The sequence below is a fragment of the Amycolatopsis nigrescens CSC17Ta-90 genome (assembly GCF_000384315.1).
GTDB lineage: Bacteria > Actinomycetota > Actinomycetes > Mycobacteriales > Pseudonocardiaceae > Amycolatopsis > Amycolatopsis nigrescens.
The window spans coordinates 1,868,502-1,888,406 of sequence record NZ_ARVW01000001.1 but is presented as its reverse complement, the minus strand read 5'-3'; the positions used below and the strand labels follow the sequence as shown (position 1 = coordinate 1,888,406).

The window sequence follows — 19,905 nt, the reverse complement described above, 5'->3', positions numbered from 1 at the left end:
CAATGCGGTCCGGTATCCAGGACGTCCTGCCGCTGTCGCCGTTGCAGGAAGGTCTGCTCTTCCACACGGTGTACCAGCGCGACGGGATCGACGTGTACACCGTGCAGCTCGTGCTGGAGCTGCACGGCAGGCTGGAGCCGGACCGCCTGCGCGCGTCGGCGGCCGCGCTGCTGCGCCGGCATCCCAACCTGCGGGCGGCGTTCTGGCACGAAGGGCTCGACGAAGCCGTGCAGGTGGTGCCGGTCGAGGTTGCCCCGGTCTGGCAGCACGTCGATCTGTCCGAAGTGGACGATCCGGCGGCGGAGTTCCGCGAGCTGGCCGAACAGGATCGCGGCACGCGGTTCGATCCGTCGGTGCCGCCGTTGCTGCGGTTCACCGCGGTGAGCACGGGTGCGGAAGAGCACCGGCTCCTGCTCACCCACCATCACCTGCTGCTGGACGGCTGGTCGGTGCCGCTGCTGGTGCGGGAGCTGCTCGCGCTCTACGCCGCCGGCGGCGACCCCGGCGCGCTGACGCCCGCACCGGCGTACCGCGACTACCTGGCGTGGCTCGCCGCGCAGGACCGCGAGGCGACCCGGGCGGCCTGGCGGGAGGCGCTGGCCGGGCTGGACGGGCCGACCCTGCTCGCGTCCGCTGCGAGTGCGCCGTCAGCGGCGCCGGAGCGGCACACCGCGGAACTGCCGGAGGGCACCACCGCCGCGCTGGTCGCACTGGCCCGCCGCGCCGGGGTCACCCTGAACACCGTGCTGCAGGCCGCTTGGGCGGTGCTGCTCGGCGGGCTCACCGGACGCGAAGACGTGCTGTTCGGCACCACGGTGTCCGGCAGGCCGCCGGAGGTGGCCGGGTCCGGCGAGATGATCGGGTTGTTCATCAACACCGTCCCGGTGCGGATCCGGCTCGACCCCGCGGAGTCCTTCGCCGACCTGCTGAGCCGGGTGCAGGCCGAACAGTCCCGGCTGCTCGGCCACCACCACGCCGGGCTGGCCGAGATCCAACGCGACGCGGGAATCGGCCCGTTGTTCGACACCCTGATGGTGTTCGAGAACTACCCTGTCGACGCCGGCGCGGTCGGCGACGCCCAGCGCAGTTCGGGGCTGCGCTTGGCGAACATCTCCGGCAGCGACGCCACGCACTACCCGCTCACCCTGATCGCCCAGCCCGGCACCCGGCTGCGGCTCGGGCTGCTGTACCGGCCGGACCTGCTCGCCGCGGCCGAGGCCGAGCGGATCGCCGGCCGTCTGCTGCGGCTGTGCGAGGAACTTGCCGTCGCGGCGGACCGGCCGCTGGCCGGGGTGGACCTGCTGACCGACGCCGAACGGGCGCTGCTGGTCCCGGATCCGCCCGCCGAAACCGGGGTGGCCGGGGCTACCGGTGTGGTCGAGCGGATTCGCGAACACGCGGCACGAACGCCGGACGCACCCGCGGTGGTGCACGGCGAAACCGTGCTGAGCTATCGGGAACTGCACGAGCGGTCCGGCAGGCTGGCGCGGCTGCTGACCGAGCGCGGGGTCCGGCGGGGTGCGCTGGTGGCCGTCGCGCTGCCGCGCTCGGCGGAGACCGTGGTCGCGCTGCTGGCCGTGCTCCGCGCGGGCGCCGCCTATCTGCCGGTGGATCCGGACCAGCCCGCCGAGCGGATCGCTTTCCTGCTCGCGGACGCCGGCCCGGCCACCGTGCTGACCGACCGGGCCACCGCCGCGCTCCTGCCCGCAGGGGCGGTGGTGCTGGAAGACCTGGCCACCGCCGGGCCGGAACTCGTTGCAGGGGAACGGCTTCCCGCGCCCGATGAACCGGCGTACGTGATCTACACCTCCGGTTCCACCGGCAAGCCCAAGGGCGTGCTGGTCACGCACCGGAACCTGGCCAGGCTGTTCGGCAGCACCGCCGCGCGGTTCGGGTTCGCGCCGTCCGACGTGTGGACCTGGTTCCACTCCTACGCCTTCGACTTCTCGGTCTGGGAGATCTGGGGCGCGCTGTGGCACGGCGGCCGGCTGGTGGTGGTGCCCTATCCGGTCAGCCGGGCGCCGGAGGAATTCCTCGACCTGCTGGTGCGCGAGCGGGTCACCGTGCTGAACCAGACGCCTTCCGCGTTCTTCGCGCTGGACCAGGCCGAGGCCGACCATCCCGCGGCCGGGCTGGCCCTGCGGTGGGTGATCTTCGGCGGGGAAGCGCTGGACCAGACCAGGTTGGACGGCTGGTTCGCCCGGCACGGGGAAACCCGACTGGTCAACATGTACGGCATCACCGAGACCACGGTGCACGTCACGCACGCCGACCTCGGGCCAGGCCGGGATGGCGGCATCGGCACCGCGCTCCCGGACCTGCGTGCGTACGTGCTGGACACCGCGTTGCGCCCGGTGCCGCCGGGGGTCGCGGGCGAGCTGTACCTCGGCGGGGCCGGGGTGACCAGCGGCTATCTGAACCGCCCTTCGCTCACCGCGCAACGGTTCGTGGCGAACCCGTTCGGCGCGCCCGGTTCGGTGCTCTACCGCAGCGGGGACCTGGCCAGGTCGAGGGCGGACGGCACGCTGGACTACCTCGGCCGCACCGACCAGCAGGTGAAGATCCGGGGGTTCCGGATCGAGCCGGGCGAGGTCGAGTCGGTGCTGGCCGCCCATCCCGCGGTGGCCGCGGCGGTGGTGGTGGTCCGCGACCATCCCGGCGGCGACCGGCGGCTGGTCGGTTACGCGGTTCCGGCGGGCCAGGACCCGGCGTCGGCAGAGGGGCTGCGCGGGTATCTCGCCGAGCGGCTGCCGACGCACCTGGTGCCTTCGGCCGTCGTCGTGGTGGACGAGTTTCCCTTGACAGCAAATGGGAAACTCGACACCGCCCGGTTGCCGGAGCCGTGGCATGAGCGCGACCAGTTTCCCGGCGCGCCGCGGAATCCCGCTGAGGAGCTGGTGGCGGGGCATGTCGCCGAGGTGCTCGGGGTGGCGTCGGTCGGGCCGGACGAGAGCTTCTTCGACCTCGGCGGGCACTCGCTGCTGGCCATCCGGCTGGCGTCGCGGCTGCGTTCGGCGTTCGGCACCGAGCTGTCCGTGCGGGCCGTTTTCGACGCGCCCACGGTGGCTGGGCTGACCGCGCTGCTCGGTGCCACCGGACCCGCGCGGCCACCGCTGACGCCGAGGCCACGGCCGGATGAGCTGCCGTTGTCCTTCGCCCAGCAGCGCCTGTGGTTCCTGCACCGGCTGGAGGGGCCGAGCGCCACCTACAACATCCCGTTCGCGGCCAGGTTCCACGGCGAGCTGGACTCCGGTGCGTTGCGCGCCGCACTGGCCGATGTCGCCGCCCGGCACGAAAGCCTGCGCACGGTCTACCCGGAGACCGGCGGGCGTCCCCGTCAGGTCGTGCTGCCGCCCGAGGCGCCCGAGCTGATCGAACTGCACTCCACGGAGGAGCGGCTGACCGGGCAGCTGGCCGAGGCCGCCGGGCACCGATTCGACCTGGAACACGAGATTCCGTTGCGCGCCTGGCTTTTCCGGCTGAGCGAAACCGAATCCGCGGTGCTGGTGCTGGTGCACCACATCGCGGCCGACGAGTGGTCGGCCGGTCCGCTGCTGCGCGACCTCGGTGCGGCTTACGCGGCCAGGCTGGCCGGGCGGGCCCCGGACTGGCCGCCGCTGCCGGTGCAGTACGCGGACTACACGCTGTGGCAACGGGAACTGCTCGGCGCCGAGAACGATCCGGAGAGTCCGCTCGGCGAGCAGGTGCGGTTCTGGACCGAGCGGCTGCGCGACCTGCCCGCCGAGCTGACGTTGCCGGCGGACCGGCCGCGTCCCGCCGCGCCGAGTCATCGTGGCGACAGCGTGCCTTTCCACCTTTCGCCAGCGACCCATCGGGCCCTGCGCGCGCTGGCCCGCGAGACCGGGGCGACCGCGTTCATGGCGCTGCAGGCCGCGGTCGCCGCGCTGCTCTCGCGCCTCGGCGCCGGTGCGGACGTCCCGCTCGGCACCCCGATCGCCGGCCGTACCGACTCCGCGTTGGACGAGCTGGCCGGGTTCTTCGTGAACACCCTGGTGCTGCGCACGGACGTCTCCGGCGATCCCGGGTTCCGCGAACTGCTGGGCCGGGTCCGGGAGTACGACCTCGCCGCCTACGCCCATCAGGACCTGCCGTTCGAGCGGCTGGTCGAGATCGTGCAGCCGGCCCGTTCGCTGGCGCGGCATCCGCTGTTCCAGGTGATGGTGTTGCACCAGCACGGCGACCAGGAGCCGCCCGGCCTGCCGGGGCTGGCGTCCTCGCCGGTCCCGGTGCGCGCGCAGGCGGCGAAGTTCGACCTGACCTTCGCCTTCGCCGAGCGCCGGGACACCGACGGGCTGAGCGGCAGCGTCACCTACAGCACCGACCTGTTCGACCGGGACACCGCGGCATCGCTGGCGAGCAGGCTGGCGCGGCTGGTGGATGCCGTGGTCGCCGACCCCGAGCTGCCGCTGGGCCGGATCGAACTGCTCGACGGTGCCGAGCGCGAACTGGTGCTGCGGACCTGGAACGACACCGGCGCCGAGCTGGTGGACGCCACGCTGGCTGACCTGTTCGCCGACCAGGCCCGCCGGGTTCCGTCGGCCGTCGCGCTGGTCGCCGAGGGAGTGGCGATCGACTACGCCGAACTAGACACCCGGGTCGAGCGGCTGGCGGAGGCGCTTCGGCGGCGCGGGGTCGGGCCGGAGGTGGTGGTCGCGGTGGCTGCGCCGCGTTCGGTGGAGCTGGTGCTCGCGCTGCTCGCGGTGCACCGCGCGGGCGGGGCGTACCTGCCGCTGGATCCCGGTCATCCGGCCGCGCGCAACGAGTTCCTGCTCGCCGACGCCGGACCGGTGCTGGTACTGGTCCCGGAAGGTTCGGAGAGTTCTGGCCCGGTGCCGCAGTTGCGTTTCAAGGCGGACGGCACCGTGTCCGGCGGCCCTGCCGAAGGCCCGCCGGCACGGGCTGGCGCGGCACCGGACAACGCCGCGTACGTCATCTACACCTCCGGTTCGACCGGCCGGCCCAAGGGCACCGTGGTGGCGCACCGCGCGATCGTGAACCGGCTGCGGTGGATGCAGGCCGAGTTCGGCCTCACCGAGGGCGAACGGGTGCTGCAGAAGACCCCGTCCGGGTTCGACGTGTCGGTGTGGGAGTTCTTCTGGCCGTTGATCACCGGGGCGACCCTGGTGCTGGCGCGGCCGGAGGGGCACCGCGATCCCGGCTACCTGGCCGAGCTGATCCGGGCCGAGCGGGTCAGCACCGTCCACTTCGTACCGTCGATGCTCAGGGCGTTTCTCGCCGACCCGGTGGTTCCCGAACGGTGCGCAGGGCTGCGGCGGGTGCTGTGCAGCGGTGAGGCGCTGCCTCGCGAGCTGTGCGACCGGTTCGCCGAGCTGCTGGACGTGCCGCTGTACAACCTCTACGGCCCGACCGAGTGCGCGGTGGACGTGACCTCGACCAGGGTTCGGCCGGGCGAGGGGCCGGTGCCGATCGGCGGGCCGGTTTGGAACACGAGCTGTCTGGTGCTGGACGCGCGGCTCAAGCCGGTTCCGCCCGGGGTGGTCGGCGAACTCTATCTCGGCGGGGTGCAACTGGCCCGCGGCTACCTGAACCGGCCGGGGCTGACCGCGGAACGGTTCGTGGCCGCTCCTTTCGGCCCGCCGGGCGCCAGGCTTTATCGCACGGGTGATCTGGCGCGCTGGAACGCCGACGGTGAGTTGGAGTACCACGGCCGGTCCGACGACCAGGTCAAGATCCGCGGCCTGCGGATCGAGCCGGGTGAGGTGGAGGCCGCACTGGTCGCCCAGCCGGAGGTTGCCGACGCCGCCGTCTCGGTGGTGGACGGCACGGTCTTGGTGGCCCATCTGGTGCGGTCGTCCACAGTGTCCGAAATAGACACAGTGGACGAATCGGTGCTGCGGGCGCGGCTGGCCTCGGCCTTGCCGGACTACCTGGTGCCGTCGGTGTTCACCAAGCTGGACGCCCTGCCGCTGAGCCCGAACGGGAAGCTGGACAGGGCCGCGCTGCCGGTACCGGACCTCGGCGCCCGCGCCGGTTCGGCCGCGCCGGACAACGAGCGTGAAGCGGTGTTCGCGCGGCTGTTCGCGGAGTTGCTGCGGCTGCCCGAGGTGGGGGTGCGGGACAGCTTTTTCGCCTTGGGCGGGGACAGCATCCTGTCCATCCAGCTGGTTTCCGCCGCCCGGCGGGAAGGTCTGCTGGTGACGCCGCGGCAGGTGTTCGAGCAGCAGACCCCGGCCGGGCTCGCCGAAGCCACCGAGAACACCGAGACCACCGAGAACACTGGGCAACCGCGAGACCTGCCGGTGCCGGAGGCGACCGGGGTGTCGCCGCTGACCCCGATCATGCACTGGCTGCTGGACCGGGGTGGGCCCATCGAGGCGTTCGCCCAGTCCAGGCTGCTCACCACGCCGTCCACAGTGGACGAGGAAACGGTGGTGCGGCTGCTCGGCGTCTTGCTCGACCGGCACGCCGTGCTGCGTTCCCGGCTGGACCGCGCGGATCGCACGCTGGTGATCGGTGCGCCGGGTTCGGTGGACGCACGATCGTTGCTGACCACGGTGAACACGGTGGACATATCGGACGGTGACGTGATCACCGAGCGCAGTGCGCGGGCACTGGCGGAACTGGCGCCCGAGCGGGGCCGGATGCTCTCCGCGGTGTGGTTCGATCCCGGGCGCGGCGGTACCGGGCGGCTGCTGCTGACCGTGCACCATCTCGCGGTGGACGGGGTGTCCTGGCGGATTCTGCTGGACGACCTGGAGCGCGCACTCGCCGAGCCCGGCGTCGCGCCCGAACCCACCGGCACCCCGTTCCGTGCCTGGGCGACGGGACTGGCCGAACGGGCGCAGGACCTCGTCACCGAGTGGCCATTGTGGACCGAAGTGCTGGACGGCCCGGCACGGCTGCTGACCGGCCGCGCGCTCGATCCGGCCGTGGACACCATGGAAACCGTCGGGCACCTGGTGCGCGAACTGCCTGTGGACGTCACCCGCGAGCTGCTCACCACCGTGCCGGCCGCCTTCCACGCCGGGATCAACGATGTGCTGCTGACCGGGCTGGCGATGGCGGTACGCGAGTGGCGCCACCGCCGCGGTGCGGCCGAAACCTCGGTGCTGGTCGCGCTGGAAGGGCACGGCCGCGAGGAGCACCTGCTGCCGGGCGCCGACGTCACCTCCACCGTCGGCTGGTTCACCAGCTTGTTCCCGCTGCGCCTCGACCTCGGCGGTCTGGATCTGTCCGATGCGCTGGCGGGCGGGCCTTCGGCGGGCCGCGCGCTGAAACGGGTCAAGGAGACGCTGCGTGCCCTGCCCGGCAACGGTTCCGGATACGGACTACTGCGCCACCTCAACCCGCGCACCGGCCCCGCGCTGGCCGCGTTCGCCGAGCCGCAGCTCGGTTTCAACTACCACGGCAGGCTTCGCACCGGTGATGCGCCGGCCACCGGGTTCACCATCGCGCCGGAGAGCGCGCTGCTGGCCCCCGGTGCGGGGCCAGGGCTGCCCGCGCCGCGGGTGGTGGACCTCAATGCGTCCACTGTGGATGGACCGGATGGGCCGGTGCTGCGGGCGGGCTGGTCCTGGGCCGGCCGGCTGCTGGGCGAGGCGGACACCGCGGAGCTGGCGGAGGGCTGGTTCCGCGCGCTGCGGGCGCTGGCCGGGCACGCCGGCGGGGGTGGGGCCGGCGGGCACACGCCCTCCGATCTGGCGCTGACCGGGCTGGACCAGGACGAGATCGACGAGTTCGAAGCAGAGTGGAGAACGGTGTGAGCACGGAGCAGGGCCTCGAGGACATCTTGCCGCTGTCCCCGTTGCAGCAGGGGTTGCTCTTCCACGCGACCGCCGGCACCACTGGGGAACCGGACGTGTACCTGGTCCAGCTCGCGGTGGATCTCGACGGCGAGCTGGACGAAGCGGGGCTGCGGGCCGCGGCGGAACGGCTGGTGACGCGGCATTCGGTGCTGCGGGCCTGTTTCCGGCGGCGGAAGAACGGCGAGCCGGTGCAGTTGGTGCCCCGCCAGGTGGAGCTGCCGTGGCACTCGGCCGACCTCACCGGGCTGCCGGAAGCGGACCGCGCGGCGGAGGCCGACCGCATCCGCGATGCCGACCGGACCCGCCGGTTCGACCTCACCCAGCCGCCGCTGGTGCGCTTCACCCTGCTGAAGCTCGCCCCCGCCCGTCACCGGCTGCTGTTCACCCATCACCACATCGTGCTGGACGGCTGGTCGCTGCCGCTGGTGATCCGCGAGCTGCTCACGCTGTACGCCGAGCCGGGCACCGAGCCGCCGCGGCCGCGTCCGTACCGGGACTACCTGAGCTGGCTGGCCGGCCAGGATGCCGATGCCGCGCGAGAGGCGTGGCGGGAGTCCCTATCCGGGCTGACCGAGCCGACGCTGCTCACCCCGCCCGGCTCCGCGGCCGGGGCGGTCCTGCCCGAGCAGGTCACCGTGGAACTGTCCGAAGAGGACACCGAGCGGCTGGACGCGCTGGCCAAGCTGGACCGGCTCACCTCGAACACGATCGTCCAGTGCGTGTGGGCGATCCTGCTCGGCGCGGTCACCGGCCGCGACGACGTGGTCTTCGGCAGCACGGTTTCCGGCCGTCCCGCCCAGCTCGCCGGGGTCGAATCGATGCTCGGGCTGTTCGTGAACACGGTGCCGGTCCGGGTCCGGCTGCCCGCGTCCGCCCCGGTGCGCGAGGTACTGGCCGGGTTGCAGCGGGAACAGGCCGGGCTGCTGGAACACCAGCACCTCGGGCTGGCCGAGATCCAGGCGGCGGCAGGCACCGGCGAAGCGTTCGACACCCTCTTCGTATTCGAGAACTACCCGCCAGGACAGGGGCCCGCCGAAGAAACCGGGCTCCGCGTCTCCGCAGCGGGTGGCCGGGACGCCACGCACTACCCGCTGACCGTGGTGGTCGTGCCGGGGCGAAAGCTGCGACTGCAGCTGAAGTACCGGCCGGATGTGCTGTCCGCGGCCACCGCCGAGGAACTCGCCGGCCGGCTCGGTGCGCTGTTCCGCACGGTGCTCGCCGACCCCGGCCGCAAACTCGCCGACCTCAGCGTGCTCACCGCGGCCGAGCGCCGGAACGTGCTGCACGAGTGGCAGGGCAGCGCCTTCGAAGTGCCCGCGGAGACGATCCCGGCGTTGTTCGAGGCCGAGGTGGCGCGGGACCCGGACGCCACGGCGGTGCGCTGTGACGGGGAGATGCTGAGCTACCGCGAGCTCAACGAGCGCGCCAACCGGCTCGCCAGGTTGCTGCTGGCCAGGGGAGTGGGGCCGGGGGGCTCGGTGGGGGTGGCGCTGCCGAGGAATGCCGGGCTGGTCGTCGCCCTGCTCGGGGTGCTCAAGTGCGGGGCGTCCTACCTGCCGCTGGACCCGGCGCATCCGGCCGAGCGCCTTGCCTTCGTGCTGGCGGACGCGAGCCCGGGGCTGGTGCTCACGCCGCTGATGCTCGACGACGTGGCTGCGGAACTGGCCGGATACTCCGCGGCAGACCTCACCGACGCTGAGCGCGTCCGTCCACTGTGTCCGGTGCATCCCGCCTACACGATCTACACCTCCGGTTCCACCGGCAGGCCCAAGGGTGTCGTGGTCGCGCACGAGAACGTGGCCGCGCTCGTCGCATGGGCCCGTGCCGAGTTCGGCCGGGACGGGCTGGCCTACGTGCTCGCGTCCACCTCGCTCACCTTCGACGTGTCGGTGTTCGAGATCTTCGCGCCGCTGCTCTCCGGTGGTTCGATCGAGCTGGTGCGGGACCTGCTCGAACTCGCCGAGGTTACCGGGCCGCGTGCTTTCAGCCTGCTCAGCGGGGTTCCCTCGGTGCTGGCCACGGTGCTGGACGACGACCGGCTGGAGCTTTCGGCCGGGATCGTGGTGCTGGCCGGGGAAGCGCTGCCGGGCAGCCTGGTCCGGCGGCTGCGGGAGCGGCTGCCCGAGGCCAAGGTGGCCAACATCTACGGGCCCACCGAGGCCACCGTGTACGCGACGGCCTGGTACGCCGAGGGCGCGGCCGAGGAAGAAGCCGCGCCGCCGATCGGCCGCCCGATCGGGAACTCCAGGGCCTACGTGCTGGACGCGGCACTGGCGCCGGTGCCGCCGGGGGTGACCGGAGAGCTGTACCTCGCCGGGCCCGGGATCGCGGCGGGCTACCGGAACCGGCCCGCGCTGACCGCAAGCCGGTTCGTCGCGAACCCCTTCGGTGCGCCGGGCACCCCGCTCTACCGCACCGGGGACCTGGCGCGGTGGAGCCCGGCGGGACAGCTCGAGTTCCTCGGCCGGGTGGACGACCAGGTGAAGATCCGCGGTTTCCGGATCGAGCTTGGCGAGGTGGAAGCGGCCCTGCTGCGCCATCCCGAAGTGGCCAACGCCGCCGTGGTGCTGGACGAAACCGGTGCGCTGGCGGCTTTCGTGACCGGACCCGGCGCCGGACCGGCCGCGCTCACCGCGCACGTCGAGTCGCTGCTGCCGTCGTACATGGTGCCTTCTTCGGTCGTCGTACTGGACGAGCTTCCGTTGAACGCCAATGGAAAGCTCGATCGCCAGGCGTTGACCCTGACGCGCCGGGTGGTGGAGAAGGCGGGCCGGGCGCCGCGTTCGCCGCAGGAAGAGCTGCTGGCGGAGTTGTTCGCGGAGGTGCTCGGCGTCGCCTCGGTGGGGATCGACGACGACTTCTTCGCCCTCGGCGGGCATTCGCTGCTCGGGGTCCGGCTGGTCAGTCGGATCCGCGCCATGCTCGGGGTGCAGCTGCCGATCCGGGTGCTCTTCGACGCCCGCACGGTCGCCGGGGTGGCCGGGCGGCTGGATGAGACCGCGGCGATCCGTCCACCGATCCGGCCGATGGCTCGCCCGGATGAGCTGCCGTTGTCCTTCGCCCAGCAGCGCCTGTGGTTCCTGCACCGGTTGGAGGGGCCGAGCGCGACCTACAACATCCCGCTGGCCGCACGGCTGCGCGGTGACCTGGACGTCACCGCGCTGCGGGCCGCGGTAGGCGATCTGGTGACCCGGCAGGAAAGCCTGCGCACCGTGTTCGCCGAGTCCGATACCCATGCCCGCCAGGTGGTGCTCGAAGCCGCTTCGCCCGAGCTGGTGGAGTCGCGCTGCACCGAGGACGAGCTGTCCGCGGCGCTCGCCGCGGCGGCCCGCCACGAGTTCGACCTGGAACGGGAGATTCCCTTGCGCGCCTGGGTGTTCACCCTCGGGCCGGGGGAGCACGCGGTGCTGCTGCTGGTGCACCACATCGCGGCGGACGAGTGGTCGGCGGGGCCGTTGCTGCGTGATCTGGCCACCGCGTACGCGGCGCGGGTCGCCGGTGTGGCCCCGGATTTCGCGCCGCTGCCGGTGCAGTACGCGGACTACACGCTGTGGCAACGGGAATTCCTCGGCACCGAGGACGATCCCGGCAGTGTGCTCGCCGGGCAGCTGGCGTACTGGGAGAAGGCGCTGGCCGGGCTGCCGGATGAGTTGGAGCTGCCACGGGACCGTCCGCGTCCGGCGCGGCCGAGCTACCGGGGCGCGTCGGTCTCCGTCCCGCTGCCGCCCGAACTGCACCGGCGTGCGCGCAAGCTGGCGCTGGAGTCCGGCGCGAGCGTGTTCATGGTGGCACAGGCCGCGGTGGCCGCGCTGCTGGCGAGGCTCGGTGCCGGGGAGGACATCCCGCTGGGCAGCCCGGTTGCCGGGCGCGGCGACGAGGCGTTGGACGAGCTGGTCGGGTTCTTCGTGAACACGCTGGTGCTGCGGGCGGACGTGTCGGGCGACCCGTCGTTCCGCGAGCTGGTGTCGCGGGTCCGGGAGTCCAGCCTGGCCGCGTATGCGAACCAGGACGTGCCCTTCGAACGGCTGGTGGACCTGCTCAACCCGGCCCGCTCGGTTTCGCGGCACCCGCTGTTCCAGGTGGGCGTGACCTACGAGAACCGCGCCGCCTCGGCGGTGGGCCTGCCCGGGCTGGTGACCGAACCGGTCGCCGCGGGCACCGGCGCGGCCAAGTTCGACCTCACGTTCTCCTTCGCGGAGCGCGGCGACGGAATGGACGCCGCGCTCAACTACAGCACCGACCAGTTCGACGCGGCCACCGCCGAGCGCATCGCCGGCTGGCTGGCGACCCTGTTCGGCGCCGCGCTGGCCGAGCCGAGCCGTCCGGTCGGCGGGCTCGACCTGCTCGGCCGGGACGAGCTGGCGGAGCTGCTGGTGTTCCGCAACGACACCGGGCGCGCGGTGCCCGAGGCCACCCTGCCGGAGCTGTTCGAAGCGCACGCGCGCCGCGGCCCGTCCGCGACCGCGGTCGAGTTCGACGGCACCGTGCTGAGCTACCAGGAACTCAACACCAGGGCCAACCGGCTCGCGCACGCGCTGATCGCGCGGGGGATCGGCCCGGAGCGCACGGTCGCGGTGGCACTGCCCCGTTCGGTGGACACCATCGTGGCCATGCTCGCGGTGCTGAAGGCCGGAGCCGCCTACCTGCCGGTGGATCCGTCCTACCCGGCCGAGCGGATCGGTTATCTGCTCTGGGACGCCGAGCCGTCCGCGGTGCTCACGACCGGTTCGCTCGCCGGAACGCTGCCCGAGGTGGCGCCGCTGATCCCGCTCGACGACCCGGAGACGGCGGGCCGGATCGCCGCCATGCCCGGCACCGACCCGACGGACGCGGAGCGGAGCTGCCCGCTGCGACCGGGTAACGCCGCTTACGTCATCTACACCTCCGGCTCGACCGGCAGGCCGAAGGGCGTGGTCGTCTCGCACGCCGGCCTGCCCAGCCTGTCCGCCACCATGACCGAGCGTTTCGCGGTCGAGCCCGGTTCGCGGGTGCTGCAGTTCGCTTCGATCAGCTTCGATACGTCGGTGTGGGAGATCTACATGGCCCTGCTGGCCGGGGCCGCCTGCGTGATCGTGCCGGCGGAACGGCGGCTGGGCGCCGAACTGGCCGAGTTCCTGACCGAACACCGGATCACCCATGTCACCCTGCCGCCCGCCGCACTGGCCTCCCTGCCGGGGGACGACGCCCTGCCCGCCGGGGTGACGGTGATCGTCGCGGGGGAGGCGTGCACCGCGGAGCTGGTGGACCGCTGGGCCGGCACGCACCGGATGTTCAACTCCTACGGGCCGACCGAGACCACCGTGGACAGCACGCTGTGGGAGTGCCGTCCCGGCGGGTCCGGCGCGGTGCCGATCGGGCTGCCGGTGGACAACACCGCGGTCTACGCGCTGGACACCGCGCTCCGGCCGGTCCCGCCCGGCGTGCTCGGCGAACTGTACGTGGGTGGCTCCGGGCTGGCCAGGGGCTATCTCGAACGTCCCGGCCTGACCGCCACCCGGTTCGTCGCGGACCCGTTCGGCAGGCCGGGCGCCCAGCTCTATCGCACCGGGGACCTGGTGCGCTGGAACGCCGAAGGTGAGCTGGAGTTCCACGGCCGGGCCGACGACCAGGTGAAGATCCGCGGTTTCCGGATCGAGCTCGGCGAGATCGAGTCCGTGCTGCTGCGCCATCCCGCGGTGGCGCACGGGGTGGTGATCGACCGCGAGGACGTGCCCGGCGACCGCCGTCTCGCCGCCTACGTGGTGCCTTCGTCCGCCGGGGACTGCGAACCGGCCGAGCTGCGCGGCTACCTCGCCGGGGTGCTGCCGGACTACCTGGTCCCTTCCGCGATCGTGGTGCTGGACGCGCTGCCGCTGACCCCCAACGGCAAGGTTGACCGCGCGGCACTGCCGGCTCCGGAGCACCGGGTCACCGACGCGGGTGCGCGGCCGCGCGATGAGCGGGAACGGGCGCTGGCCGGACTTTTCGCCGAGGTGCTCGGTGTGCCGGAGGTCGGCGTGCACGACGACTTCTTCGCACTGGGCGGCCATTCGCTGCTGGCCACCCGGCTGGTGTCCCGGATCAGGGCCGCGCTCGGCATCGAGGTGTCGCTGCGCCGGCTTTTCGACCAGCCCACGGTGGCCGGGCTGGCGGCACTGCCCGCCGAGACCGCGCCTGGCGGACCGGCCCTGGTGCCGATGCCGCGGCCGCGGCGGATCCCGCTGTCCTTCGCCCAGCAGCGGCTGTGGTTCTTCGACCGGCTGCAGGGGCCGCACCACACCTACAACATCCCGCTGGCCGCGCGGCTGCACGGTGACCTGGACGTCGCCGCGCTGCGGGCCGCCGTCGGCGATCTGCTGGCCCGGCACGAGAGCCTGCGCACGGTGTTCGGCGAGGAGGACGGCAAGGGCTACCAGTCCGTGCTCGAACCGTCCGAAGTGGACTTCGCACTGCCGGTGCGGCCGGTGACCGAGGCGGTGCTGGCGGACCGGCTCGCCGAAGCCGCCAGGTACCGGTTCGACCTGTCCGCGGAGATTCCCTTGCGGGCCTGGCTCTTCGACCTCGGCCACGGCGAGTCCGCGTTGCTGCTGCTGGTGCACCACATCGCGGCAGACGAGTGGTCGGCGGGGCCGTTGCTGCGTGATCTCGCCACCGCGTACGAGGCGCGAGTCGCCGGCGCCGCGCCGGAGTTCGCGCCGCTGCCGGTGCAGTACGCGGACTACGCGTTGTGGCAACGGGAACTGCTCGGCACCGAGGACGATCCGGACAGCGTGCTTTCCCAGCAGGTCGCGTACTGGCGGGAAGCGCTCGCGGACCTGCCGCCGGAGCTGGCGCTGCCACTGGACCGGCCGCGCCCGGCGTTCACCGACACCGCGGGTGCATCGGTGCCGTTCCGGCTGGCCGAGCCGGTGGCCGACCGGCTGCGCGCGCTGGCGCTGGAGTCCGGGGCGAGCGGGTTCATGGTGGCACAGGCCGCGGTCGCCGCGCTGCTCAAGCGCCTCGGTGCGGGGGAGGACATCCCGCTGGGCAGTCCGGTGGCCGGGCGCGGCGACCAGGCGCTGGAGGACCTGGTCGGGTTCTTCGTGAACACCCTGGTGCTGCGTACGGACGTCTCCGGTGACCCGTCCTTCCGCGAGCTGCTGGCCAGGGTCCGGGAGACCAGCCTGGCCGCCTACGCCCATCAGGACGTGCCCTTCGAACGGCTCGTCGAGGTGGTCGGGGCGGAGCGCTCACTGGCAAGGCATCCGCTGTTCCAGGTGATGGTCGTGTACCAGAACCGCGACGGTGGCGGGGTTTCGCTGCCGGGGCTGGTCACCACCGCGGTGGCGGCGCCGGACGAGGTGGCCAGGTTCGACCTCACCTTCGTGTTCACCGAACGGCGCGAGGGCGCGATCACCGGTTCGGTGAACTACCGCACCGGCCTGTTCGACCGCGCCACCGCCGAGCGGATCGCCGGCTGGCTGGTCCGGCTGCTGTCGGACGCGGTCGCCGAGCCGGACCGGACGGTGCGCGATCTCGACCTGCTCGCCCCGGCGGAGCAAGACCGGCTGCTGGTGGCGTGGAACGACTGGAACGATGGGAAAAGCGGGGCGATCCCGGAGCCGGTGACGCTGCCGGAGCTGTTCGACGCGCAGGTGGCCAGCACCCCGGGCAACACCGCGCTGGTGTTCGAGGACGTGGAGCTGACCTACGCGGAGCTGGACGCGCGGGTGAACCGGCTCGCGCACGCGCTGATCGCGGCCGGGGCCGGCCCGGAACGGGTGGTGGCGATCGCGCTGCCGCGCTCGGCCGAGATGATCGTCGCGATGCTCGCCGTGCTCAAGTCCGGTGCCGCCTACCTGCCGCTGGACCCGGACTACCCGGACGCGCGGATTGCGACCATGCTGGCCGACGCCGGCCCGGTCGCACTGGTCACGGTCTCGGCGCTGACCGGCCGGATCGGCGCCCCGGCCGGGATGCGGCGCGTGGTGCTCGACGAAGATCCGCTGTCCGGCTTCGCTTCGACCCAGCCGTCCGACGCGGACCGCACCGCGCCGCTGCGGGTGCACAACGCGGCCTACCTGATCTACACCTCGGGTTCGACCGGCGCGGCCAAGGGCGTGCTGGTCACCCATGAAGGAGTGGCGAAACTCGTTGCCCTGCAACAGATCGCCTATGGTGCCGGCGAGTCAACCCGGATGCTGCACTTCGTCTCGATCAGCTTCGACCTGTCCTTCTGGCAGATGATGATCCCGCTGGTCTCCGGCGGCGCACTGGTCGTCGCGCCGGAGGACCGCCGAGTGCCGGACGAGCCGTTCGTCGAGTACCTGCGTGAGCACCGGGTGAACGTGATCAACGTGCCGCCGTCGTTCATCGGGATGCTGCCGGTGGAGGCCGAGCTGCCGGACGGCGCGATCCTCGCCGTCGGGGCGGAGCGGATGCCACCCGAGCTGGTCACCCGGTTCACCGGACGGCGGCTGATCAACTTCTACGGCCCGACCGAGGCCACGGTGAACTCCACGACCTGGATCCGGGGGCCGGGCTGGGCTCCGGGGCCGGTGCCGATCGGCCGTCCCGACCCCGGCACCCGTGCCTATGTGCTGGACGAGTTCCTGCGCCCGGTCCCGGTCGGTGTGGCCGGTGAGCTCTACCTCGGCGGGGCCGGGCTGGCCCGCGGCTACCACCGCAGGCACGGCTTGACCGCGACCCGATTCGTAGCCGATCTGTTCGGGACACCGGGCGCCCGGCTGTACCGCACCGGGGACCTGGTCCGCTGGCGGGACACCGGCGAGCTGGACTTCCTCGGCCGGGTGGACGACCAGGTCAAGATCCGCGGTTTCCGGATCGAGCCGGGTGAGGTCGAAGCCGCGCTGTCGGCGCAGCACGGGGTCGCCCAGTCGGTGGTGATCGTGCGCGAGGACCAGCCGGGGATCCGCCGCCTGGTGGGCTATCTGGTGCCCCGCGACGGAGTCCGGCTCGACCTCGGCGAGCTGCGCCGCCGGGTCGCGGAGGTGCTGCCGGACTACCTGGTGCCGGCCGCGCTGGTGCCGCTGGACCGGCTGCCGGTGACCACGAACGGCAAGGTGGACCGGGCGGCGCTGCCGGTGCCGGACTTCTCCGGGGCGGCCGACCGCAGGGCTCCGCGCGGCCCGCGCGAAGAGCTGGTGGCCGGGCTGTTCGCCGAGATCCTCGGCGTGGCACAGGTCGGCGCCGAGGACGGGTTCTTCTCCCTCGGCGGGGACAGCATCATCTCCATCCAGCTCACCAGCAGGGCACGGGCGGCCGGTCTGCGGATCACGCCCCGGCAGGTGTTCGAGGGCAAGACCGTCGCCGGGATCGCCGAGCTGGCCACCGAGATCGGCGATCCGTCCGAAGTGGACGATCCGGACGCCGGCACCGGCCCGGTGCCACTGACGCCGATCCTGCTGCGGCTGGCCGAGGACGGCCCGGTGCCGGACCGCTTCAGTCTGTCGATGCTGCTGCGGACCCCCGCCGGGGCCGAGCTGCCCCGGCTGATCGCCGCGCTGCGGGCGGTGCTGGACCGCCACGACGCCTTGCGCGGCCGGGTGCACGGGAGCCCGTGGCGCCTGGAGTTCCGGCCTCCCGGTTCGGTGCCGGCGGAGTCCGTGCTGACCAGGGTCGACTTCCGCGGCCTCGACGAACAGCGGCGGCGGGACGTGCTCGCCGACGGCGCGCGGGCGGCCTTCGACGGTCTCGATCCCGCCGCGGGCGTGCTGGTGCGGGGAGTCTGGTTCGACGCGGGGCCAGTGGAACAGGGACGGCTGCTGCTCGCGGTGCACCACCTCGCCGTGGACGGGGTGTCCTGGCGGGTGCTGCGCGAGGACCTCGCGGCAGCCTGGGAAGCCGGGGTCCTGGAGCGGACCGGCACCTCGTTCCGGACCTGGGCGACCCGGCTCGCCGAGCTGGCCGCGGCCCCGGAGCGGGTAGCCGAGCTGGAGCTGTGGACCGGCATGCTCGACGGCCCGCGGTCCCCGCTGGGCGACCGCGCGCTGGACCCGGCCACCGACACCGCTGCCGGGCTGGGACAGCTCAGCTTGACGCTTCCCGCCGAGCACGTGGAACCCTTGCTCACCAAGGTCCCGGCCGCTTTCCACGCGGGGGTGAACGAGGTCCTGCTCGCGGGTCTCGCGGTGGCGCTGGCCGCCTGGCGGCGGGACCGGGGCGGGCCGGCGGGGCCGGTACTGGTCGAGCTGGAAGGACACGGCCGCGAGGAGCAGGCCGTACCCGGTGCCGACCTCTCCCGCACGGTCGGCTGGTTCACCAGCGTCTTCCCGTTCCGGCTGGACGTGCATCCGACCGAGGACGCAGTACTGGACGAGGCACTGGCCAGTGGGCCGGTGCTGGGCACGATCGTCAAGCGGGTCAAGGAAAGCCTGAGGTCCATTCCGGACAGTGGGCTCGGCTTCGGCATGCTGAGGCACCTCAACCCGGACACCCGCGACACCCTGGCCCGCCATCCCCGGCCGGAGATCGGGTTCAACTACCTCGGCCGCTTCGACGCCGGCCGGGCGGACGAGGCGCCGTGGACGCCCGCGCCGGAGGCGGGCGTGCTGGGTGGCGCACTCGACCCGGCGATGCCCGCGCCGCACGTGCTGGACCTGAACGCGCTGACCAGGGATGGTGCCGGCGGCCCGGAGCTGGTCGCGCAGTGGTCCTTCGCCGGTGGCATCCTGCGCGAGGCCGAGGTGGCCGAGCTGGCCCGGCGCTGGTTCGACGCCCTGCGCGCGTTGTCCGTCCATATCGGACAAGAGGGCGCCGGTGGACACAGTCCGTCGGACTTCCCGCTGGTCGCCCTGGCTCAGTCCGAAGTGGACGAGCTGATCGGCGCGTACCCGCGCACGGCGGACATCTGGCCGCAGACCCCGTTGCAGCGGACCATGTTCGGCCTCGCCGAATCGGGGGAATGCGGCCGGTCGGTCTACACCGTGCAGCTGGTGCTCGATCTCGAAGGCGAACTCGACCAGGCCCGGCTGCGCCGGGCCGCCGAAGGGCTCGTCGCCCGGCATGCCAACCTGCGGACCGCCTTCGTGCGCACCGCGGCCGGTATGGCGGTGCAACTCGTGCAGCCCGACCCTGCGGTGCGCTGGCGGTACGCCGAACTGTCCACAGTAGACGAGGTGGATCGGCTGGTGCTCGACGAGCGTGCGCAACCGGTGCCGCTGGACGATCCGGCGCCGCTGAGGTTCGTGCTGGCCAGTACCGGTGCGACGCGGCATCGGCTCGTGCTCACCGGGCACCACCTGGTGCTGGACGGCTGGTCCAGCGCCCTGCTGGTCGGTGAGCTGCTCGCCCGCTACCGCGGCGTCGAGCCGCCCGCGGTGCGGCCGTACCGGGACTTCCTCGGCTGGCTGCGCGGCCGCGACCACCTGGCCGCGGAACGGGCCTGGCTGGCGGAACTGCGGGACCTGCCCGGCCCGACGCTGATCGCGCCCGACGCCGCGCCCGCGCCGGACTCCGCGCCGGCCCAACTGGCATTGGAGCTGGACGAGGAGGTGACCGGGCGCCTGGACCGGCTGGCCCGCGCCACCGAGGTCACCGCGAACGTGCTCGTGCAGGCGGTATGGGGCGAGCTGCTGGCCCGCCGCACCGGCAGCCGGGACGTGCTGTTCGGCGCCATGGTCTCCGGTCGTCCGGCCGAGCTCGCTGGCGCGGAGGAGACGCCGGGGCTGTTCGTGAACACCGTGCCGGTGCGGGTGCGCGGGATCGGCACGATCCCGTTCACCGGGCTGCTGACCGAGTTGCAGGCGGCACAGGCGAGGACGCTGGAGCACCAATTCCTCGGCGCGGACCGGATCGCGGCGGCGGCCGGATGCGCCAAGTTGTTCGACACGCTGGTGGTGTTCGAGAACTTCCCGCGCGGCGCCGGCCCCGATGCCGCGGGCCCGCGGGTCATCGCGACGAGCGGCTGGGACAACATGCACCATCCGCTGACCCTGTGGGTCACTCCCGGCTCCCGGCTGCATCTGCGACTCGCGTTCCGCACCGAGCTGTTCAGCACCGCCGATGCCAAGGAACTGCTCGACGAATTGGCCGAGTTGTTCGCCGCCGCCGCTCGGGGCGGTGCGGATTGACACCGGGACTCGCGCTACTGTTAGGTAAGGCTTGCTTTACATCCCTGGGGTTTCGTTCATCCGTCCGT

General features: G+C 72.8%; 2 protein-coding genes. Both read left to right on the top strand.

All coding sequences use genetic code 11. From position 1 onward, the window contains the following. The first annotated feature begins 2 nt into the window (after nucleotides 1-2). Nucleotides 3-7,745, top strand: a complete 7,743-nt coding sequence (locus AMYNI_RS44095; RefSeq protein WP_040405617.1) for a non-ribosomal peptide synthetase — start codon at nucleotides 3-5, stop codon at nucleotides 7,743-7,745. Beyond that, entirely contained in the window at nucleotides 7,742-19,837 is a 12,096-nt protein-coding gene (locus AMYNI_RS44090; protein WP_211225471.1) for a non-ribosomal peptide synthetase, read from the top strand. The genes AMYNI_RS44095 and AMYNI_RS44090 overlap by 4 nt, the downstream gene beginning before the upstream one ends. Nucleotides 19,838-19,905 lie beyond the last annotated feature (68 nt).